The following is a 22,191-nucleotide window of genomic DNA, read 5'->3' on the forward strand; positions in this document are numbered from 1 at the left end:
AGGACGCCGGGTTAGCCGCACTGGGCCAGGGATGGCCCATTGCGGCGGCCCACGGATTCAAGCCGGAGTGAGGGCACACCGAGCCTAGGCGAGGTGCCGAGTGTTGGGGCAAGAGCGTTTTGGTTACTTTTGCGCTGTTCAAAAGTGACCCGCCGTAAGGGCGGAACCATAGCCAGCCATCCCCCCAATAACGGATATACCTCACCTCTACAAAAGCACCACCTCCGCCCCCCCACCCGAGCACCAAGCAAATAACTCCGATACAACCCTGCATACGCCCCCTCCTGGGCAATAAGCCCCGCATGCGGCCCCAGCTCCACCACCTGCCCATGCCGGATCACCGCGATCCGGTCCGCATCGCGAATCGTCGCCAATCGATGCGCAATGATGATCGCCGTCCGCCCCTCGCACAGGCGCCGCAACGCCCACTGAATCCGCCGCTCCGTATGAATATCCACCGCCGAAGTCGCCTCATCCAGCACCAGCACCGCCGGGTCTGCCAGGTACGCACGCACCAGGCACACCAACTGCCGCTGGCCATGACTGAGGTGCGCGCCCAGCGGCCCGACTTCGGTGTGGTACTGGTGGGGCAGGCGCTCCAGCACTTCATCGGCACCGAGTTCGCGGGCGGCGGCGATCAGCGTGGCGTCGTCAGCCTGGGGCGCGGCCAGGCGCAGGTTGTCGAGGATGCTGCCGCTGAACAGCACGTTGTCCTGCAGCACTACGCCGACGTGACGGCGCAGGGTGTGTTGCGCCAGGTCGCGCACGTCAATGCCGTCGAGACGCACCGCGCCCGATTGCACGTCGTAGAAACGCGTCAGCAACTGCACCAGGGTGCTTTTGCCGTGCCCGGACGGACCGACGATCGCCAACACTTCACCGGCCGGAATGTGCAGGTCCAGGCCATTGATCACGGGCGCCTGGCCGTAACTGAAACCGACCTGGTCGAAGTGCACTTCGCCGCGAGCCCGTTCCAGCGTATGCGGCGTGGCACGGTCGATGATCTGCGGCGTGGTGTCGAGCAGCAGGAAAATCCGCTGCGCCGAGGCCGAGCCGGTGGCGTAGCGCTCAAACAGGTCGGACAGCTCCTGCAGCGGCCCGAGGAACAAAAACACGTAGAACAGGCTTTCGGCGACCTGGCCCACACTCACTTCGCCCGCCGCCAGCCCGTAGGCGCCGACCAGCAGCAACAGCGCGATGCCTGCCGAGCTGAGCAGCGCGGTAAAGGGCGCAAACCACGACGAGCGCAGGCTGCCGCGAATCAGCGCCTGGTTGAAGTCATCCAGCAGCCCGCGATAGCGCCGCAGGTTGGGGGCTTCTTGCGCGCATTGCTGCAACAGGCGCGCGCCGCTGACGCTTTCCACCAGGTGCGCGGTGAAGCGGCTGCGGTTCTCCGCGACCTTGGCCCAGTTGCGCTGCGAGATGCGCTTGAAACTCCACGTGGCCAGCACCAGCAGCGGCACCGTCGCCACCAGGCTGAGGAAAAACCGGGGGTCGATACGCCACAGCATCACCGACGCCAGGCCGCAGCGCAGCAGGGCGCCGAGCAGTTCCGGCGGGCCCTGGATCACCAGCGGCTCCAGCGCGTCGACATCGCGGTCGACCCGCGAAATGATGCGCCCGGCGCGCGTCTGGTCGAAGTAACTCACGCTCAGGCCCTGCACGTGTGCGAACACCTGCACGCGCAACGCGTTCAGCACCCGGATCGCCGCGCCGCCGGCGACGAACTGCGAGACCCCGGCCAACAGGAAGCGCGCCAGCCAACTGGCTGCCAGGCCCAGGCCGAGCCACAGCACCAGGCGCTCATCCAGCAGCCAATGGTCAGCCTGCTGGATCAGCCCGCGGTCGAGCAGTTCGCGCACAAACCAGGGGCGCAGGAACACCGTGATCACCAGCACAATTTCAATGCCGATCACCGCGGCGATCTGGCGTCGGATCGGCCGCAGCAGTGGCAGCAGCCGCTTGAACATGCTGCGATCGAGGGCCTTCTTGGCGAGCATTTCTTCGATTTCGATATCGCTCAAGGCTTTGCCTGGCAGCGGGTTAGCCATGGTCGATCCCCAGCAGGTCGCGGTAGTGCGCGTTGGTTGATTGCAGGTCGGTGTGGCGGCCCATGGCCGTGATTCTGCCGTCGGCCAGCATCAACACGCGGTCGGCCAGCAAAATGGTCGAGAGCTTGCTGGAGATCACCAGCACCGTGGTGCCACGCAGTTGCCGCAGGTTCTGCAACACCTGGCGCTCGCTGATGGCGTCGAGCGCGCTGGTGGCGTCGTCCAGGCACAGAATGTCGGGGGTGCCCAACAGCGCTCGGGCCAGGCACAGGCGTTGGCGCTGGCCACCGGACAAGGTCACGCCCCGGTCGCCCAGGGGTGTATCCAGGCCTTGGGGCAGACGCTGCACGATGTCGTCGGCGGCGGCTCTGTGCAGCGCATCGCGCAGCTGGGCGTCGGTGGCGCTGGGCGCGGTCAGGCGCAGGTTGGCGGCGAGGGTGCCGGCGAACAGGAAACTTTCCTGCGGCACCACATGCACGCGCTGGCGCAGCGGGCCGAGTTGCAGCTCGCGAATGTCCTGCCAGCCGCTGGCGTCCGAGCCGAGCAATACGCGCCCGGCAGTCACGTCGCTCAGGCGCGGCAACAAGCTGGCGAGCAGGCTTTTGCCGGTACCGGTGGCGCCGACCAGTGCGACGATTTCACCCGGCTGGATGCTCAGCGAACACGCCTGCAAAATGTCGCGACCGCCGCCCGGTGCCGTCACGCTGACGTGCTCCAACTTGAGCCCCAGCGGCGTGGCGGGCAGGGTGGCAGTACCACTGCGGATAGCGGCGGGTGCGTCGAGCAATTGCCAGATGCGCTCGGCACTGGCGCGGGCATCGGCGAAGGTCTGCATCACCCGGCCGATCCCTTCGATGCGAAACACCAGGGTGGTGGCGATCAACAGTGAGGTCACCAGTTCGCCAATGCTCAGTTGTCCGGCGGCGACCAGGTGCGCGCCGTACACCAGGATCCACACATGCCCCAACGCAACCACGGCCTGGGGCAGTGGAATGCGCGAGCTGGAATACGCCAACGCCTGGCGCGCGAGGCCGGCGAACACCGCCACCTGGTCGGCGAAGCCCTGGATACGTCGCTGCTCCAGCGCAAATGACTTGATCACGCGCACACCGCCAATGCCTTCGCTCAGGTCCTGGTTGACGCGGTCGTAGGCGCTGCCGACCGCCCGATCCAGGCCCACCAGGCGCTCGGTCTGGCGCACGAAAATCCACAGCCCGGTGACCGTCAGCAACAACGGCACCAGCCCCAGCAGCGGGTTGTACCAACTGAGCAGGCCGACCGTGGCGAGTACCACCAGCGGCGTTTCCACCAGTTGGCGCCAGAAGGTGATCAGCGCGTCGCGGACCTTGTCGGCGTCGCGGGTCGTGCGCGTGATCATCTCGCCCATGCCGTGCTGCCAGTGGTAGCCCAGGTGCAGGCTTTGCACCTGGGCGAGGATGCGTTCGCGCAGGCGCGTCAGCAGTTCCTGGCTGATCACCAGCGAGAGCACGCTGGCGATGTACTGCAGCACGCCACGGCCGAGGGCCACGGCGAGCATCAGCCCCAGCCAGTACCAGCCGAGGCCGGCCTCCAGGCTGCCATCCGCAAGGCGCACCACCGCGCGGCCGGCACTGACATCATTGACGGCATGCCCGATCAGCCATTGCTGCCAGACCAGCCCCAGGTTGATCGCCACGTACAGCGCCGCGACCAGGCTGAATCGCCAGGGTATTTCCCGGTAGATCGCCAAGCTGCGTAAAAGAGGGTGTTGTTCAATCATGAAAAGCTCATAGACATAAACGGGGGATACCGGACCTTGCAGGAGCCCGGCTTGCCGGCGATGGCGCCCTTAAAGACGCCATCGCCGGCAGGGTTTTATTTACGGGTGGCGCCCTGGGTTTCCTTGGCATTCAGGATCGCGGTGTATTCGCCTGGGTCCACGTCGTTGAGGTAGTAGTTGCCCACGTGGTGCAGGCGCCAGCGGATCGGGTCGTGGGTGGTGTGCACGCGGGCGTTGCGCCAGAAGCGGTCCAGGTTCCACTTGCTCAGCGAGGCGCTGGCGCCCAGCAGCGAGAAGATATCGCTGGAGATCTTCAGCGAGGCACTGTCGGAATGCGCGCGGGCGGTGGCGACCGACAGAATCAATTCGTCCTGCAGTTCCTTGTTCTCCGGGTCTTGCTCATGGGCATCGAACACGCGTGCGGCGTCGCGCAGCAGCGATTCGGCAGCCCGCAGCGCGACGGCGTATTCACCGATCTGCTTGATGATGTGCGGCTCTTCATTGGCGTGGTCGACGCCACTTTCCACCCATGGCCGCGCGTGGTGCTTGAGGTAGTCGACGGCGGCAGACAGGGCGCCGGCGGCGATGCCGGTGTCGATGGCCGCGTGGAGGATCTGCGGGAAGGTCAGCCCGGTGCGTTTCATCGGGCCTTTGCGGCGCGAGACGTAATCTTCGTCCAGCACGATATTGTCGAAATTCACCGTGCCGCTGACCGAGTTTTTCTGGCCAAAGGCGGCCCAGTCATCCACCAGCGTGAGGCCCGGTGCGTTGCGGTTGAGCAGTACACCGGCGCCGCCGTCGTCCGAGGCGGCGGTGAGCGAGATCCATTCGGCGAGGTAGGAGCCGGTGGAGTAGAACTTGCTGCCATTGAGTACCAGGGCGCCGTCCTCACGGCGTTCGACGCGGGTCTTCAGGGCGAACTTGTTCTTGCCGCCGACCTCGGCCAGGGCGTTGCCGAAGCGTTTGCCAGCCAACACATCGCTGACCAGCCGATCCCGCACTGCATCCGGGTAGCCGTTGAAAATCCCGCGCAGCATCACGTTGTGGATCTGCAGGAGTTGGCCGACGCCGCCATCGGCTACCGAGATAATCCGCACGGTCTCGACGATGGTCTGCACGGAAGCCCCCAGCCCGCCAAAGGCTTTCGGCACGCCGATGGCAGTGATGCCGCTTTCGGATAACAGCTGTGCCTGGCGCCACGGCAGTTGGCCGTTCTGCTCGGGGTCGGCGGCGATGGCGGCGATCTCCACCGCGATGTCCTTGGCCGCGGCGATGGCCTCGGCTTCACTGTGCAGTTGGCGTACAGGCGCCTGTTCAAACGTAGTCATGCATTCATCCTTCTGTTTGGGTTCGCTTCCCCAGGGGTTGCGGTGTTGGCAGGGGCTTGAGCAAGTTCCAAGCCAATGTGAAAAGCCCCACTGTGTGGGGGCTGCGCGGGCGGGGCTGCTGCTGGGGCAGCAGTGCTCGCAGGCGACTGCTGGCGCAGCAGCAGTGCTGTTGGCAGGTCAGCAGTCGCGTGGCCGGGTTCGTCGCGACAGCCCTGTAAACCCTGGCCCGCGTCGATTGGCACGGCCTCTGCAATACCTCCTCCACTGACTTGCCCAATTCAATGGAGCTGCCCATGACCCTTTCCGCTGTCCTGCCCACGCCTGAGCTTGAGCAGATCTGGTTTACCCGCTGCCCGGTGCCGACCGCCTCCGGCATCGCCTACAAGCTGGGGTGGTTGACCGAAGAGTTCGCGCCGGATGGTTTGCCGGTGTCGACGTTGCAGGAGGCTCGCCAACTGGGCCGTCACCATTACGATCACGACCTGCCTGGGCTGTTTCGCGAAGGCGGTAACGTGCCGGCCCTGGCGGCTCGCGCAGCCGGCGCACCGAGCCGCCTGATCGGCCTGACCTGGATCGAGGAATGGCAGACCATCCTGGTTCGCCCGGACTCCGGCATCAGCCGCCCCGAGCATCTCAAAGGCAAGCGCCTGGCCCTGCCGGCCTGGGGCGACAGCCGCCCTGGCAGCATTGCACGCGCCATGAGCCTGCACGGCTACAAGGGCGCATTGAGCCTGGCCGGCCTCGGCTTTGACGATGTCGAACTGGTGGAAGTGGCCTTGCAGGACCAGGAGCAAGCGCCGGATCCACAACAAGGCCTGCAACGCCTGTGGTCGGGCCTGGATTACCTGGTGCGTGGCGAGGTGGATGCGGTGTACGTCAAGGGCGCTTCGGCGGCCGACGCCGCACGGCGCCTGGGGCTGGTGGTGGGGATCGACCTGGACCTGATCGCCGAGCCGCGCTATCGCATCAACAACGGCACGCCACGGCCAATCACCGTGCACCAGAGCCTGCTCGACAACCACTTTGACCTGGTGGTGCGCTTCCTGGCGCAGACCCTCAGTGCGGCGGATTGGGCGGCGAACAACCGCGATGGCCTGAACGCGATTCTCGAAGAAGAAACCCGCGCCGGCAGTGCCGGTGTGGCCGAGGCTTATCGCGGTGATTTCCATACCACCCTGGCCCCGGATTTGTCGGCCCAGCGCCTGGATTTCCTCGGTGTCCAGAAAGATTTCCTGTACCTGCACGGCTTCCTGGAGCGCGATTTCTCGATCGCCGACTGGGTCGATCCGCGCCCCCTGCAAGCTGCCCATGAACTGTTGGCCAAGCGCCGCGCCTGAACCTGGAGAATGCCCCATGACTGCCATTGCTCACGCTCAACCCCTCGATCAAGCACTGCAGGCCTTTGTCGACAAGGTGCTGCTGGAGGCCGAAGAGGCTTTCACCGTATTCCGTGAAACCAACACTATCACCGCCAACGGCACCGTCGGTTTCATCGAGCGTGTACCCGGCCAGGAACTGCTGGTGTCGGTGAACTACGGCGGCCCGTGGAACTACCGCAAGCCGCTGCAAGCCACGGTCACCGACTTTGCCGGCAACGTGATTCTCGGCAAAGGCAAAGGTGGCCTGGGCCGCTACACCAAGCTGTTCCAGCAGCACCCGGACGTGACCACCGTGTCCCACGTGCATTCGCCGTACCTCGGCGCCTGGGCACAGACCCACCGCACCTTGCCATTCCACTACGTGCCGGTGCAGCGCTACCAGCTGGCGCGGGAGCTGCCGGTGTACATCGACCGTCGCCAGCAGGAAGTCGACTTCATCCTCGACAAGATCGCTGAAAACCCGTTCAACCTGGCCATCCTCGAGGCCAACGGCGGCTCCACCGTGTGGGGCAAGCAAGGGCTGCGGGCTACCGCCGAATTCATCCTGTTGCTGGAGGAGGGCGCCCAGCTGCAATTGCTCGCCGACGCCCTGGGTGGATCGCGTCCCTACGGGCCGGGCGTGTTGACCCAGCAGTGGAAAATGAGCGGCCTGTTCGAACACGCCACCGCACTGGGCCTGGTCCCGGCCATCGACCGCAAAAACTGAACATACCCTCATCACGGTGATTGAAACCACCACGACCCCTGCAGGCGACGCAAGCCGCCGCCTGCAAGGGGCGGTTCCATTCAAGGATGTCTGTCATGGCTGTAAAGATTCTCTGGTACCTCACCACGCCCGATGGGCCTTATCCGTGGGAGCCTGAAGGGCGCTGGAAAACCGACTTCCAACACCTCAAGCAATTGGCGGTCGCCAGTGATCGCCTCGGCTATTACGGCTCGCTGCTGGGCTCCAGCCCGAATGAAAGCCTGGCGGTGGCCGCGTCGTTGATCGACGCCACCGAGCGCCTGCGTTTCCTCGTGGCGCAACACCCGGGCGAGCTGTCGCCGGCGGTGTTGGCCAAATGGGCCTTGACCTTCGACCAATTCTCCAATGGCCGCCTGCTGTTCAACGTGGTCAACGGCAATGACGCCGGCCTGGCCACGTTGGGCGTGCATTACGCGCATGACGAGCGTTACGCCTTCAGCCTTGAATACTGGCGCGCGTTCCAGGGCTTCTACGCCGGTGATACGCGTGGCTATGAAGGTGAGTACGTCAAGCTCGCCCCGCGTGCGCCGGGCGCCGCCAGCCATCCACTGGGCGGTTGGCACCCGCCGTACCAGAAACCGGGTATCCCGTTGTGGGGCGCCGGCACGTCGGGGCCGGGGGTCGAGCATTCGGTGCAACTGCTCGATGTGTACCTGAGCTTCGCCAACACCCCGCCGAAACTCGGCGACAAGTTCCGCAAGGTCGCCGCCGAGGCCGCGAAGATCGGCCGCGAACTGACCTTTGGCACGCGCCTGCAAATCATCGTGCGCGAGACCGAGGAAGAAGCCTGGGCCCACGCGGAAAAACTGCTGCAGCGCACCTCGCTGCAGACCGCACGCAATGCGCTTGAGCGCCAGTTGCCGGCGGGGGTGAGCCTGGAGGATTTTCACAGCGACGACCCGCAAACCCAGCGCAATGTCGAGACGGTGCGTGCCGGGCGCCTGCCCACTGCGCGTGAGCTGGAAATCTACCCCAACGTGTGGCTCGGCCCCAGCCTGTTCGGCTTCAACATCCTCGGCCCGGCTGCCGGCACGTATCTGGTGGGCAGTGCCGAGCAGGTCGCCGAGCGCATCCGCGAATACGAGGCGCAAGGCACCTCGGCATTCATCCTCTCGGGCTTCCCGTTGATCGACGAAGCCCATCGGGTTGCCGATTTGCTGTTCCCGTTGCTGGACCTGGACCACGGCTTTGAAGTGCCGCGCCTGGGCGTCACCCACAAGGCTGTACAGCGCGAAGAGGCTTGAGTGATGAGTGACGGATTTTCCCGCCGGGTGTTTCTCGGCAACAGCCTGGTGGTCGGCGGCGGCCTGCTGCTGGGGGGCTGTGACAGCGGTGCGGCGAGCCAGGGCGCGGCGGTCCTGACGGGTAAGCCGGTGAGTGGCGGGCGCCTGCGCATCGGCATTATCGACGGCGACCAGTCGGGCAACCTGGATGCGCATAAACCGGTGGGCGGCGGGATCATCCGTGGCTGGGCGCTGTACAGCAAGTTCTGGGAATGGAACACCGATGTCAGCACGCGCCTGGCCCTGGCCGAGTTTGCCGAGCCGAATGCCGACGCCAGCGCCTGGACCATCCGCATCAAGCCCGGCCTGGAGTTTCACCATGGCAAGACCATTGGTGCCGACGACATGCTGTTTTCGCTGTTGCGCCTGACCGACCCCAAACTGGCTTCACCGTTTGCCGGCTTGGTCGGGGCGATCGATCGCAACGCGCTGCGCAAGCTGGATGAGCGCACCATCGAAATTCGTTTCAAGCAGGGCCAGAGCTTCTTCCCTCTGGATGAAACCCTGATCAGCTTTGGCGGCATCGTGCCGACCGACTATGACCCGATCACCAACCCGGTGGGCGCCGGCCCTTACAAGCTCAAGCGCTTCGTGCCCGGCCAGCGCTCGCTGTACACGCGGTTCGAGAACTACTACAAACCCGGCCAGCCGTATGCCGACGAGCTGGAAATCATCGAGTTCAAGGACCAGGTCTCGCGCGTGGCCGCATTGCGCGCCGGGCAGATCGACGTGGCCAGCGGCGTGCAGGCCGAGCACAGCGCGTTGCTCAAGGCCGATTCGCGCCTGTCGCTGTGCGTCTCACCGACGACTTCATTCACCGGTTTCAACTTGAACCTGGCCAAGCCGCCGTTCGACGATGTGCGCGTGCGCCAGGCGTTTCGTCTGCTCGCCGACCGCCAGGAGTTGGTGGACCGTGGTCTCAATGGCTTCGGGCGCATCGCCAACGACCTGTATTCGCCCCATGACCCCACCTACAACCATGCGATTGCCCAGCGCCCGTATGACCTGGAGCAGGCGCGCTCGCTGTTGCGCCAGGCCGGGCAGACTGACCTGCGCGTCGAGCTGACCACCACGCCAGGCCCTGGAGTGAATGCTGCGCTGGTGTTCGCCCAGCAAGCGAAAAAGGCCGGTGTACAGGTGCGTGTCACCCAGGTTGACGGCGCGGTGTTCAATGGCCCGCAGCGCGAGCAATGGCAGGTATCGCCGGGCTCGACCCCGGCGCGCGGTTTTCTGGCCTCGGCCCTGCACAACGACGCGCCGCTGGCGATCTACAACCGCAGCAATTTCCATGATCCACAGTTCGACAGTTTGTACCGCCAGGCCCTGGCCCAGCCCGATCTGGCATTGCGTACCGGCCTGGTCCACGAAGCCCAGCAGATCCAGCACGAACGTGGCGGCCTGCTGATCTGGGGCTTCAGTGATGTGCTCGACGCGGCGTCCGTGAAGGTCGGCGGCCTGAACCCCGAGCAGACCACCTTCGCCTCCTGGCGTTTTGACGAGTTGTGGTTGAACCATGTCTGAGTCGCACTGCAAAACCCCGCGTACGCCGGCCTGGCTGTCGTGGTTCGTCGGGCGCCTGGGCTACGGTTTGCTGACCGCCTGGGTGATCAGCCTGGTGGTGTTTATCGCCACCCAGGCGCTGCCATCGGACCCGGCGCGGGTGATCCTCGGCCCGGATGCGCCGCTGGAAAGTATCCTCACCCTGCAGCACCAACTGGGCCTCGACCAGCCGATCCTGTGGCAATACCTGCGCTGGCTGGGCGCGGCCTTGAGTGGTGATCTTGGCGTGTCGCTGGATTCCAACGCGCCGGTCAGCCACCTCCTGTGGGGCCGTTTCGGCTATACCCTGGCGCTGCTGGCCGGGGTGATCGCACTGGTGGTGCCGGCGGCGCTCGCGTTGGGCGTGGCGCTGGCGTTGCGCCGCGACAGCCGCCTGGATCGCTGGAGCCTGTCGTTGCTGATCTTTCTCAAGGCCACGCCGGGTTTCCTCTTGGCGATTGGCCTGGTGCTGCTGTTTTCCATGCCGCACATGGACTTTCTGCCGGCGGTGTCGATTCTCGACCCGGACCAGTCGCTGCTGCGCCAGCTCAAGTTCCTGATCCTGCCCGTCGTGGCCCTGAGCCTGACCGCGTTGCCCTATCTCACACGCATGGTGCGTGCGGCGATGATCGAGGCGCTGGAGTCCGACTACGTGATCGCGGCGCGGCTGCGCGGCATTCCCTACCGACGCATCGTGTGGTGCCACACGTTGCCCAACGCGCTGGTGCCGGCGATCCAAGGCGTGGCGCTGACCTTGCGCACGCTGATCGGTGGGGCGGTGCTGGCCGAAGTGATCTTCAGTTACCCCGGCATCGGCACCGCACTCAACGCGGCCATCCAGATGCGCGACCTGCCGATGATCCAGGCGATTGTGCTGGTGATCACCCTGGCGGTGGTGCTGATCAACCTGCTGGCCGACCTGCTGACCGTATTGCTCACGCCCAAGCTGCGCACGGCACGGCGCGTGAGGATGATTCAACGCAACCGCCGGGGCATCACCCCGTGGTGGCGCCGCTCCCGAGGTGAGGCATGAACGAGCCGCAAATTCGCAAAGGTGCACTGATCACCGCGCTGGTGATCGCGATTGCCGTGCTGGGCCCGTGGCTGGCGCCCCATGGCACCACCGACATGGTCGGCCCGGTGTACGGCGCGCCGATGGGCAGCGCATGGCTGGGCTATGACTTCCTTGGGCACGACGTGCTGTCGCGCCTGCTCAGCGGCGGTCTGTCGGTGCTGTGGATGTCGGTGGCGGCGGCGAGTATCGCGCTGGCGGTGGGCAGTACGCTGGGGTTGTTGGCCGGGCTCTCGCGGCGACGTCTGGACCAGCTGATCACGTGGTCGGCGGATGTATCCCTGGCGTTTCCCGACCTGATCCTGGTGCTGCTGATCGTGTCGATGCTGGGTCGCGCGCCGTGGCTGATTGTCTTGACCGTGTCCATCGCGTTCATCCCCGGCGTCATCCGCCTGGCGCGGGCCAGTGCGGTGGCGGTGGCGGGGCAGGAGTTTGTCGAGGCGGCGCAGATGATGGGGTATTCGCGGCGGCGCATTCTGTTCAAGGAGATCCTGCCGAACATCCTCACGCCGCTGCTGGTGCACTTCGGCAACATGTTGACCTGGGGCGTGGGCATGCTCTCGGGCTTGAGTTTTCTCGGCTATGGGGTCGCGCCGCCCACGGCGGACTGGGGCCTGATGATCAATGAAAACCAGGCAGGCCTGCTGGTACAGCCCTGGGCGGTGTTGGCCCCGGCGGTACTGATCGGGGTGTTTGCCTACGGTACCAATATCCTCGCCGAAGGCATCGGCCGGCGCAGCGCACGGATGGGAGAGAAACAGGCATGAACGCGATCACTGAAATCGACACGGCGGTGTTGCAGGTGCACGACCTGCGGGTGGAATTGTCGGCGCAGGTGGATGTGGTGTCGGACATTTCGTTCAGCCTGCACGCGGGCGAAATCCTCGGGCTGGTGGGGGAGTCGGGGTCGGGCAAGACCACCCTGGCCACCGCTTTGCTCGCCCACGCCCGACGCGGTGCGCGCATCGTCGCGGGCCAGGTGCAGGTCGACGGCCAGGCGTTGTTGAGCCTGGAGGGCGAGGCCTTGCGCCGGGCGCGTGGCAGCCTGATCGGTTACGTCGCCCAGGACCCGGCAACGGCGCTGAACCCGGCCCTGCGCATTGGCAACCTGTTGCGCGAGACGTTGGCGGTGCATCCGCTGCAACTGGACCGCGCTGCCCAGCAGCAACGCATCAGCGAGACCCTGCGCGATGTCGGCCTGCCGGACGATCCCGACTTTCTGCGACGCTTTCCTCATCAATTGTCCGGTGGCCAGCAGCAGCGCGTGATGCTGGCGCTGGCCTTTGTGCTGCGCCCGCGCCTGATCGTGCTGGATGAGCCGACCACCGCGCTGGATGTCAGCACCCAGGCGCATATCCTCGCGACCTTGCGCCGCTTGTGCAAAAGCCAGGGGGTGGCGGCGGTGTATGTGTCCCATGACTTGGCGGTGATCAAGGACCTGGTGGACCGGGTAATGGTCATGTACGCCGGGCGTATCGTCGAAATGGCCACGCGCGAGGTGCTGTTTCGCCGGCCATCGCACCCGTATACCCGCGGCTTGCTGGCGGCGATCCCGGATATGGCCGGTAGGCGCGAACTGCAAGCCATCGCCGGGCAGGCCCCGGCGCCGGGGCAACGGCCGCAGGGGTGCAGCTTCGGGCCACGTTGTGACCGGTTTACTTCAGCCTGCGCGGTGGCCGAGCCGCCGCTCCAGGCGCTGCCCGCCGGGCACGCGGTGGCGTGCCTGAATGCGCATGACCAGCCGTTGCAGGTACGTGGGTTGACCCCGATTGCGGCGCTCACGACGCAGACGCAGGCGCCGTTGTTGTCGATCAGCGGCTTGAACGTCGCCTATGACCGGCAGGTGTTGTTCGACATCACGTTGCAGGTGCAGCCGGGTGAATGCCTGGCGCTGGTGGGGGAGTCCGGTTCGGGCAAGACCAGCCTGGCGCGGGCCGTCGCCGGGCTTGGTGAGAATGCCGAAGGGCAGTTGAGCTACGCCGGCCGGCCTTTGCCGCTGCAGGCGCGCCAGCGCGACGCGGGCTTGCGCCACCAGATCCAATACATTTTCCAGAACCCGTACCGTGCGCTGAACCCACGGCAAACCGTGTACCAGACCTTGAGCGCGCCGCTGGAGCACTTCTTCGCGATCAAAGGCGCGGCGGCGCGCCAGCGGGTCGAGGCGGTGCTCCAGCGCGTGTCGCTGTCGGCGTCGGTGGCCGACCTGTACCCTCACAGCCTGTCGGGCGGCGAACGCCAGCGCGTGGCCATCGCCCGAGCCCTGTTGTGCGAACCGCGGCTGCTGATCTGCGACGAAATCACCTCGGCGCTGGACGTGTCGGTGCAAGCCTCGATCCTCGACCTGCTGCGCCAGTTGCAGCGCGAAGGCTTGACGTTGCTGTTCGTGACCCACGACCTGGGCGTAGTCCGCGCAATCGCCGACCGGGTGCTGGTCTTGAAAGTCGGCAGAGTGGTGGAGCAGGGCGTAGTCGACAGCGTCCTGGACCAGCCGCAGGCGGCATATACCCGCACATTACTGGAGCATTCGCCGACGCTGGGGTGACCCGACTTCGATCCATGCATGGGCGCTGGATCAGTGCTGAATCCCCCCCAGACACAGGCGCTCTCCTGTGGGAGCCGTCGAGCCCCAGCGAGGCCGCGAAGGCGGTGTGTCAGTTGATGCATCAGGTGCCTGACACACCGCTTTCGCAGGCAAGCCAGCTCCCACAGTTGGGCGGTGTCGTGGCTGAAATTCCAACCCCATAGCGAAACCCGGTGCTCACTCCAATCCCAGCCACATAGCGAATCCCGTGGTGGCTCCAATTCCAGCCACACAGCACACCCCCCTGTGGGAGCCGTCGAGCTTTAGCGAGGCCGCGAAAGCGGTGTGTCAGTAGATGCATCAGGTGCCTGACACACCGCTTTCGCAGGCAAGCCAGCTCCCACAGTTGGACGGTGTCGTGGCTGAAATTTCAACCCCATAGCGAAACCCGGCACTTGCTCAAATCCCAGCCACAGAGCGAAACCCGTGGTGGCTCCAATCCCAGCCACTCAGCACCCCTCCGTGTGGGAGCCGTCGAGCTTTAGCGAGGCCGCGAAGGCGGTGTGTCAGTAGATGCATCAGGTGCCTGACACACCGCTTTCGCAGGCAAGCCAGCTCCCACAGTTGGGCGGTGTCGTGGCTGAAATTCCAACCACATACAGCTCCCCCAAGGGTCCTAGTTCAATCCTTTCCTGCGCTGCGCTGCGCTTCCTCCCGCACCGCCGGAATGATCCACCGTCCGTAATCCACGGTGTCATACAGCGGGTCGTAGCCTCGGTTGAGGAAGGTCGTCACGCCCAAGTCGACGTAATCCAGCAACGCCTGGGCCACGGTTTCCGGGGTGCCGACCAGTGCGGTGGTGTCGCCGTAGGCGCCGACGGCCGTGGCGGTGGGCATCCACAGCGCACGGTCGTGGCGGTCGCCCAGGGCGGCGGCGGCCAGCAGGCGTTCCGAGCCGGTGCCCTTGATGCGTTTCTGCCACGGGCTGCCGGCCGCAAACTGCGGGTTGGCCTTGATCTGCTGCAGAATCTGCTCGGCGCGTTGCCAGGCCAGTTCCTCCGTGGCTCCAAGGATCAAGCGCACCGACAGACTCACCCGCGGCGCGGCAACCCCGGCCGCCGATGCAGCGGCCTTGAGCTTGGCAATCTGCTCTGCCACGCCACTCAACGGCTCGCCCCATAGCGCATACAAATCCGCATGCTTGACCGCGATCTGATAGGCGATGTCCGAAGACCCGCCGAACGAAATCGGGATGTGTGGCTGCTGCAGCGGCTTGACCGGTGAAAACGCGCCCTTGATGTTGAAGTATTGGCCCTCGAAATCGAACGGCTCCTCGGCGGTCCAGGTGCGCCGCACGATCTCCAGGTATTCATCGGTGCGTTTGTAGCGCTCGGTCTTGTCCAGCAGGAAGTCGCCTTCCTGCGGCTCGGCGGTGATGCCGGTAATCGCGTGCAGGCGGATGCGTCCGCCGCCGGTGGTGTGGTCCAGCGTGGCAAAGGCGCGTGCGGCGACCGTCGGCGCGGTGAGGCCTGGGCGGTGGGCGATCATGAAACCCAGGCGCTCGGTGTGGGCCGCCGCATAGGCGGCGATCTGCAGGCTGTCGGCGCTGCCGGGACCGCTGGCGATCAGCACGCGGTCAAAGCCCGCGTGCTCGTGGGCGCGCGCGTGGTGGCGGATGAAGTCGAGGTCGAAATCCGGGCTGCGAACGCCACGGGTTTCGGACCATTGGCGCGGGAAAATCATGCCGACAAATTCAATGGACATGGGAGGCTCCGGTGGTGGATCAGAATTGATAGTCGACCTGGGCCAGCAAGGTGCGGCCAGGCATGGGTTGTAAAAAGGTGTTGGTGGAACCGGCCAGGCCGCTGACGAAGTTCAGCTCGTTGGTCAGGTTCAATACGCGCAACGTGGTGCTCCACTGCGGCTGGCGGTAGTACAGGGCGAGGTCGAGGTTGTATTCGTCGGGGATCTTTACCGTCTTGCTCAGGTTCAGGTACCAGCTGCTGGTCCACCAGCCGGAGAGTTCGGCACCGAAGCCCGAATCGAAGCGATAGTCCACGTAGCCACTGGCGGTGTACTCGGGAATCTGCACCGCGTCGTAGCGCCCGGATGGCCGCTGGTTGAGGCTGTTGTTATCGCCAAACACCGTGCCGTTGTCGGCAATGAACCCGGCGGAGGCGAAGCCGGCCTGGGAGGTGAACTCGTTGTAGGCACTCAGCTTGGACAGGTTCAGGCCGCTGCGCAGGTGGTCATCGGGTTGATAGCGCACGGTGGCTTCCACGCCCTTGATCTGCAGGCGCGCGATGTTGTTATTGCTGTCGGGGGACTGGTCACGGGCCTGCTTGAACGCGGCCAGGGTCATGAACAGCTGGTTGGGCAGCGCCTCGACCTTCACCCCGACTTCATGCAGCACGCTCAGGCTCTGGAACGCCAGTGGGTTGAGCTGGTTGGCACCGGTGCCGCTGCCCCAGCCCAGGCCGTTGGAAAAGAACCCGGTGTTGACCGCCAGCGAGCGATCGAAGGTGTAGTACAGCGTGGTGTTCTCGGTCGGTTTCACATAGGGGCTGACCTGGAAGGCGAAGAGCCGATAGTTGTCGCTGTCCTTGCGCTTGTTACCGCCTGCGAGCACGAACGGGTTGTCGATCTCGGCGTCGATCCAGCTGCGGCTGGCGCCGATGTTCAGGCCCAAATAATCGCCGAACTTGAGGTTGTGCTGGCTGAACAGGGTCTGGGTGGACCAGGTGCTTTCAGCGGTGTAGGGCGCCACGGATTCCGCATACAGCCCGTGCCCGGCGGGGTACATCGCTGCCAGGTTGAGCCAACCGTAATAGTTGGAGTACTGCGGCACGCCGGGCTGGCCGATCCACGCGCCGTTGCCGCCGGCCGGGTTGCTGGCGTCGAGGCCGAGCAGGTCGCCGGGGTTCTTGCCCGAGGGATTTTGCGTCAAGTCATAGGCATTGATGGTCGAGCCGAAGCTGTTGTTGGCGGCAATCGACTGGTTGAATTCGCGGCGGTAGATCAGGCCGGTATTGCTCTCGTCGCGCAGGGTCCAGCCACCGAGTTGGGTTTCATTGCGCGAGCGGAATTCGAAACGGTTGTCGAAAATATTGTCTTTGGACTGCACCTGGAACGCGCCGACGGCATCGGTGATGTCCCTGGAACGCTGGTAGAACGTGCTGTTTGCCACAGTGATGGTCGGCGACAGGTCAGCCTCGATACGCAATTGCGTGGTAAAGCGCCGCGAGCTGCTTTCGTCTTCCTTGCGTTGCCCGACCTGGGACGACAGCGACTGCTCGCCATTGCCGGCCAGCGTCGGGTCATACACCCAGCCGCGCAGGCTGCCGGGGCTGGCCTGGGTGTTGGGCGAGGCGGTCTGGAAGCTGCCGTCGACCACGCTGTATTGGCCCTGGGCATTGCGCTGGCGCTGCACCCAGCCAACGGTCGGTGCGTCGGCGGCGCCGGAGGCCAGCACGGGTGACCACAGGGTGTTACCGTTCTGGAAAATTGGCGTGGCCCGGCCGGCGTAGTACTTGCCGTGATCCACCAGGTCCTGGGTCGCACGGTTCCAGCCGTGGGTGATGTTGTAGTCGTAGTAGTTGTCGTAGCTGGCGTTCCAGTCCACGCGCACGTTGTCGTTGCGCCAGGCCAGCGCGCCGTAGAATGCGTCGAAGTTGTTGTCGACGTTGTCGTAGAAATCCTGCTGGCGCTGCTTGGTGATGCTCACGCGGTACGCCAGGTTGTCACTCACCGGGCCGGTGTTGTCGATGCTGAACTTGTTGGAGCTGCGCGAGGTGCCGTCCGGAACCCACGAACCCAGTTCGCCGCTGAGCTTGGTCTTGAACTCGGTGAAGTTGGGCTTCTTGCTCAGGTAGTTGACATAGCCGCCGCTGCCGGACACCGACCCGTAGGTAACCGAGGACGGGCCGGCGACGATATCCGCGCTTTCATAGGCGTTGAAGTTTGCCGGATGACGCACGCCATAGGCGCGCTGGCCATCCTGAAAGATTTCCGAGCCCTGGGCCCGGAACTGTGGGGCAATCCCGGCGTTCTGGCCGCCGCCGCGAGTAATCCCGGGCGCGTATTTGACCAGGTCGTCGGCACTGTGGATCGAGCCGTTGGCCAATTGCTCGGCGTTCACCTGTACCACCGAGCGCGGGGTGTCGAGCACGCTGGCTTCGATGCCGCCGTACACCGAAGTCGGTGGGCGAGTGGGCAGGGCGTCGTCATCCGATTCGCTGCTACTGGCCTGCACCGTGACGGTCTGCAGTTGAGTATCAGCGGCAAAGACCTGCAGCGGCAGGCTTGCGGCCAGCAGCAGGGGTAAACGCAAGGCGATAGCATGCATGGCAGAAATGCCTCCTGTCGAAAATTGGATCAATGCGGTGTGCCCTTGCAGGCGCCCGGCTTGCCGGCGATGAGGGCTTCCCGCCTGGCCTCGGCCTGACGGACGTCATCGCCGGCAAGCCGGCGCCTACAGGGATAGGCGGTGTCAGTGATTCAGGCGGTGTCTTTGAGCCAGAGCTTCTCGAAGCGCCAGGTGCTGAACAGTGACTCTTCCGATTGCGCACCACCGACGCGGGTGGACACGCTGTCGAGCAGGTCGGCGTAGCCCCAGATCAACATGCCGCCGCGCTCGTACTGGATTTGCTGCACCTGATGCACCAGGGCCTTGCGTTTTTCCAGGTCGGGTTGGGCCATGGCGGCGAGGAACAGTTCGCTGAACTGCGGGTCGTTGAAGTGGGTCTTGTTCGACACCGCGAACGGTGCATCCGTGTGAATCGCACTGGCCAGGAACGGTGCGCCGATGCTGCCGCCGGTGCTCAGGGTCCAGTCGTTTTTCAGCGGGCCCTGGAACGTCGCCAGGTCCACCTGCTTGACCTTGAGCGTCACGCCGATGCGCTTGGCTTGTTCGGCCAGCACCAGCGCCGAACTCAAGCCGGGGCCCGGGGTGGTGATCAGCTCCACCTCGAGGTTTTCCTGGTCGGCGTCCTTGAGCAATTGCGCCGCGCGTTGCGGGTCGTGGGCGCGAGGGCCGAGGTCGTGGTTGAAGGTCGGGTCGCTGGGCGCATACAAATCGTTGGCCACGCGGCCCTGGCCGTTGAGCGCACGGCGCACCAGTTCCTCACGGTCGGCCATCAGGCGAAACGCCTCGCGCACGCGCGGGTCGTTGAACGGCGGTTTGTCCAGGTTCATGTCGAAGGACAGCCAGTTGCCGGTCACCGACTTGATCACCTGCAGGCGCGGGTCCTTTTGCAGGATCGGCAGTTGCTCGGTGGGCATCACGTTGGCCATGTCGATCTGCCCGGCGCGCAGGGCCGCGAGGCGTGAGACCTGGTCCTTGAAGTCGATGATTTCCAGCTCGTCGGCGTACGGCTTGCCGTCCTTGTAGTAGTTGTCGAAACGGGTGAACAGCGAGCGCTGGCCGGGGGTAAAGCTTTTCAGTTTGTAGGGGCCGGCGCCCACCGGGTTGGTGACCGGGTGATAGTCCACGGGCACGATGCCGCCAAAGTTGACCCAGGTTTCCGCCAGCGGCAGGTAACTGCGTCCGTCACGAAAGCCCAGGCGCACGGTGCGGTTGTCGAGCTTGACCAGGTTGTCGCGGTCCACCCAGTGCAACAGCGCTGCATACGGCGAGGCGAGTTGCGGATCGGTCAGGCGCCGGATCGAGAAGATCAGGTCATCGGCATCGATGGTCTTGCCGTTGTGGAACTCCAGGCCCGGACGCAGGCGCAGGGTCCAGGCGCTGGCGTCGGCATTCGGCTCGGCGAATTCGGCCAGCGCCAGGCGCGGCTGCATCTGCTCGTCCCATTCCCATAGCTTGCTGTACAGCGCGAAGCCGCGGACGATGCCGCTGCCAATCGGCTTGTGCGCGTCGAGGTTGCCACTCTGGTTGCCGTCAAGAATCCCCAGGCGCAGGCGTCCGCCGTAGCGTGGCTGGTCGTTACCGGCGACAGCGCCGGGTGTATCGCTGGGGCCGCAGCCCGCCAGCAGCAGGCCGCCGCCGACGGTTGCGCTGTAGCCGAGAAAGTCCCGGCGGCTGAGCAGTAAGGTCATGGCGTCAGGCCCCGCCATTGGCCGAGTGCAGTTCGCGCACTGGCTCCTGTGTGCGGCTCAGTTCGACCCGCTCGCTGCGAAAGTGCGGGAGGATATGCTCGCCGAGGCGATAGGCTTCTTCCAGGTGCGGGTAGCCGGCGAGGAAGAACAGGTCGATGCCGATGCTGTTGTACTCGCGAATCCGCGCCACCACGTTCTCGTAGCTGCCGACCAGCGCGCAGCCCGGCGGAATGCCGATATAACCGAAGCCGGTCCACACATTGGGGTGAATGAAGAAGTCGTCGAAGCCCTGGGCTTCGTTCTTCTCGGCAAAGCCATGCTCATAGCTCAGTTTGCGCGCGGTGCGCAGCCCGGCATGCGCGGCCACGGCCTTGACCGCGCCACGGGCGATGCCTTCGTCGAAGAAACGCTTGGCCTCGGTGCGGGCCAGGTCTTCGGTCTCGCGCGTGATCACGTCGATCGACAGGCCGAAGCGAATGTCGGTGCGTCCCCACTTGAGGGCGCGCTGGCGCAGGTCGGCGATCAGCGCGGCGATTTCATCCGGGTGCTCGGCGCGCATCAGGTAGAAGTCGGCGTGCTTGGCAGCGAACTCGCGGGCGGCAATCGACGAGCCGGCGGTGCAGATCAGCGGCAACTGGGCCTTCTTCAGCGGCCCGCGCAGGCCACCGCCATCGGCTTTGTAGAATTTGCCGTCGTAGTGGAAGGTCTCGTTGTGCCAATAGCCCTTGACCACGTCCATGAACTCGGTGGCGCGCGCGTAGCGTTCATCGTGGTCGCTGTAGTCGCCGACCTGGCGCTGGATCGCGTCCGAGCCGCCGTTGATGATGTTCCAGACCAGCCGGTTGCCGGTGGCGCGCTGGTAGGTGGCCGCCTGCTGCACGGCCACCCACGGGGTGTAGTGGTAGGGCTGGAACGCCGTGACGAACTGCAAGGTGCGGGTCTCGCGGGCGAGCAGCGAGCAGACCGTCCAGGGTTCTTCACCGGTCGGCGCGTTGACCATCAACGCACCGCCGAACTGGTTGATCTCGGCCGCCTTGGCGATCTGCCCCAGGTAGTCGATATAGGTGAAGTGGTCGCCCACGCTGAACCCGGACACTGCGCCAGTGCTGTTGGCGCCGCCGCGATGCCAGTCGCCACGGTTGCGTGGATCTCCGGGCAGGAACTGGGTTTCGCCGTGCAGCGGCAGGCGGGTGAAGAATTCGATGCTCATGCAAGCCTCCTGCTTATTGCGCGCTCGGGGCGCACACCGGGGTAATCGGCTGGTCGTTGATGACCTTGTGGCCAAACGGGATCGAGTCCTTGAGCGACGCATTGACCGTGGCGCTGTGGCCCAGGCCCTTGTACAGGTGGCCTTCGACGATGGAGCCGGCGTTGCAGGCGTCCTGCATCAGCTTGACCTGGGTGGCGGCAGCGGGGGTGGTGTCTTCGGCGCCGGTGCCGATGAAGATCGGCTTGGAGGTCTTCAGGGTCGGGTAGGCGATTTGCGCGAGCCACGGCGCGAGTTGCTTGCCCTTGTAGTCTTTCTTGGTGTTGGCAATGCTCAAGCCGAGGCCTTCGACGTCGCCTTCCAGGGCAAACAGGCAACTGGTGCGCGCCTGTTCGAACAGCGGCAGGGCCTTGTCGGTGTAGAAGTCGGCCGGGTTGATGCTCGGGTCGTATTGCTGGGCCGCCAGCAAGGTGTAGAAACCGTAGGCCAGGGTCGGGTCGACTTTGTTGCGCACTTCTTCACTGGGGTTCTTCGCGTAGTCGAGGGTGTAGATCACGCCGGTGCCCACACTGCCCTTGACGCCCAGGTTCGGCGCATAGGTGGCGGCATAGGCTGCGGCGGCAAAGGCCCCGGCACCGCCCTGGGACTGGCCGACGATCAAGACTTTATCCGCCAGCCCCGGCACATCGGCGACCACCGCCTTGGCGGCGTCGAGAATGCCGTAGGCCGCCATGCGGCTGTTGAGCAATGGATGGCCGCCGGGCACGCCGAGGCCTTGATAGTCGGTGGCGACCACCGCAAACCCTTCTTCCAGCCAGCGGTTGAGGTAGGTCACATCGCGGTAGGAGCGACCTTGCCAGGACGGCGCGCACACGTCCGCCACGCCTACGGTGCCGTGGCCCCAGCTGACCACGGGCCAGCCGCCGGCCGGTGCCTTGCCCTTGGGCAGGAACAGCGCACCGGAGACCACGATCGGCGTCTTGTTATCGATGCCATCGGTGGAGGTGTACAGAATGCGTTGGGCACTGGCGGCGTTTGCCAGGCTCAGGGTCTTGTCCAGCGGTTCGCTGCGCAGCAGTTTGCCGGGGGTGGCCGGAATGACTTTTTCCCAGGTGTAGAACGCCGAGACGCGGCCATCGCCTTGCAGCGGGTCGGGCTTGGGGGCGTGCACGTCGGCGGCGAAGGCGCTCATGGACAAGGCCAGTACGCTGAGACCGAAGGCGAAGGAGTGCGGCAGTTTCATCAGTCATTTC

15 protein-coding genes are annotated in these 22,191 nt (G+C 65.1%); 7 read left to right on the plus strand and 8 right to left on the minus strand.

Annotated elements, in window-relative coordinates:
- Positions 1–11: 11 nt before the first annotated feature.
- The 3 genes from JFU04_RS12945 to JFU04_RS12955 form a co-directional block, all read right to left on the minus strand.
- Positions 12–2,051: an ABC transporter ATP-binding protein gene (locus JFU04_RS12945; protein WP_242485892.1), complete on the minus strand. Its 2,040-nt coding sequence runs from the start codon at positions 2,049–2,051 to the stop codon at positions 12–14.
- The gene (locus JFU04_RS12950) at positions 2,044–3,810 is read right to left on the minus strand and encodes an ABC transporter ATP-binding protein (RefSeq protein ID WP_201144239.1); all 1,767 of its coding nucleotides are present in this window, start codon (positions 3,808–3,810) and stop codon (positions 2,044–2,046) included. Before JFU04_RS12950 ends, JFU04_RS12945 begins: the two co-directional genes overlap by 8 nt.
- A gap of 95 nt (positions 3,811–3,905) precedes the next feature.
- Positions 3,906–5,138 (minus strand): acyl-CoA dehydrogenase family protein, encoded by a 1,233-nt coding sequence (locus JFU04_RS12955; protein WP_201144240.1) that lies wholly within the window; start codon positions 5,136–5,138, stop codon positions 3,906–3,908.
- A gap of 293 nt (positions 5,139–5,431) precedes the next feature.
- Here JFU04_RS12955 and JFU04_RS12960 point away from each other — a divergent pair, with 293 nt between their 5' ends.
- The 7 genes from JFU04_RS12960 (at position 5,432) to JFU04_RS12990 (ending at position 13,698) form a co-directional block, all read left to right on the plus strand.
- Positions 5,432–6,475: an ABC transporter substrate-binding protein gene (locus JFU04_RS12960; protein ID WP_106804067.1), complete on the plus strand. Its 1,044-nt coding sequence runs from the start codon at positions 5,432–5,434 to the stop codon at positions 6,473–6,475.
- 16 nt (positions 6,476–6,491) lie between these two features.
- A complete protein-coding gene (locus JFU04_RS12965; protein WP_065901227.1) occupies positions 6,492–7,223 on the plus strand; it encodes a class II aldolase/adducin family protein in 732 nt (243 codons plus the stop codon).
- A 95-nt stretch (positions 7,224–7,318) separates the two neighbouring features.
- Positions 7,319–8,506 (plus strand): LLM class flavin-dependent oxidoreductase, encoded by a 1,188-nt coding sequence (locus JFU04_RS12970; protein ID WP_201144241.1) that lies wholly within the window; start codon positions 7,319–7,321, stop codon positions 8,504–8,506.
- Between the two features lie 3 nt (positions 8,507–8,509).
- Positions 8,510–10,066, plus strand: coding sequence for an ABC transporter substrate-binding protein (locus JFU04_RS12975; RefSeq protein ID WP_201144242.1), 1,557 nt, complete (start codon positions 8,510–8,512; stop codon positions 10,064–10,066).
- A complete protein-coding gene (locus JFU04_RS12980; RefSeq protein ID WP_201144243.1) occupies positions 10,059–11,117 on the plus strand; it encodes an ABC transporter permease in 1,059 nt (352 codons plus the stop codon). The genes JFU04_RS12975 and JFU04_RS12980 overlap by 8 nt, the downstream gene beginning before the upstream one ends.
- Complete coding sequence (locus tag JFU04_RS12985; RefSeq protein ID WP_065901234.1) at positions 11,114–11,923, plus strand: ABC transporter permease; 810 nt, start codon at positions 11,114–11,116, stop codon at positions 11,921–11,923. The genes JFU04_RS12980 and JFU04_RS12985 overlap by 4 nt, the downstream gene beginning before the upstream one ends.
- On the plus strand, positions 11,920–13,698 hold the full coding sequence (locus JFU04_RS12990; protein ID WP_201144244.1) for a dipeptide ABC transporter ATP-binding protein: 1,779 nt from the start codon (positions 11,920–11,922) through the stop codon (positions 13,696–13,698). The genes JFU04_RS12985 and JFU04_RS12990 overlap by 4 nt, the downstream gene beginning before the upstream one ends.
- A gap of 660 nt (positions 13,699–14,358) precedes the next feature.
- Here JFU04_RS12990 and JFU04_RS12995 read toward each other — a convergent pair.
- The 5 genes from JFU04_RS12995 to JFU04_RS13015 all read right to left on the minus strand — a co-directional run bounded on the left by JFU04_RS12995 (position 14,359) and on the right by JFU04_RS13015 (position 22,181).
- Positions 14,359–15,441 carry an LLM class flavin-dependent oxidoreductase gene (locus tag JFU04_RS12995; RefSeq protein ID WP_201144245.1) on the minus strand — a complete coding sequence of 361 codons (1,083 nt, stop codon included), beginning with the start codon at positions 15,439–15,441 and terminating at the stop codon, positions 14,359–14,361.
- Between the two features lie 19 nt (positions 15,442–15,460).
- Complete coding sequence (locus JFU04_RS13000) at positions 15,461–18,022, minus strand: TonB-dependent receptor (RefSeq protein WP_201144246.1); 2,562 nt, start codon at positions 18,020–18,022, stop codon at positions 15,461–15,463.
- Between the two features lie 152 nt (positions 18,023–18,174).
- Entirely contained in the window at positions 18,175–19,731 is a 1,557-nt protein-coding gene (locus tag JFU04_RS13005; RefSeq protein WP_201144247.1) for an ABC transporter substrate-binding protein, read from the minus strand.
- Positions 19,732–19,735: 4 nt separating this feature from the next.
- Complete coding sequence (locus JFU04_RS13010) at positions 19,736–20,941, minus strand: LLM class flavin-dependent oxidoreductase (RefSeq protein ID WP_065901242.1); 1,206 nt, start codon at positions 20,939–20,941, stop codon at positions 19,736–19,738.
- A 13-nt stretch (positions 20,942–20,954) separates the two neighbouring features.
- Positions 20,955–22,181, minus strand: a complete 1,227-nt coding sequence (locus JFU04_RS13015) for an alpha/beta hydrolase (RefSeq protein ID WP_201144248.1) — start codon at positions 22,179–22,181, stop codon at positions 20,955–20,957.
- Between the last annotated feature and the right edge of the window lie 10 nt (positions 22,182–22,191).

Source organism: Pseudomonas sp. TH21, assembly GCF_016651025.1.
In the GTDB taxonomy this organism is placed as follows: domain Bacteria; phylum Pseudomonadota; class Gammaproteobacteria; order Pseudomonadales; family Pseudomonadaceae; genus Aquipseudomonas; species Aquipseudomonas aylmerensis.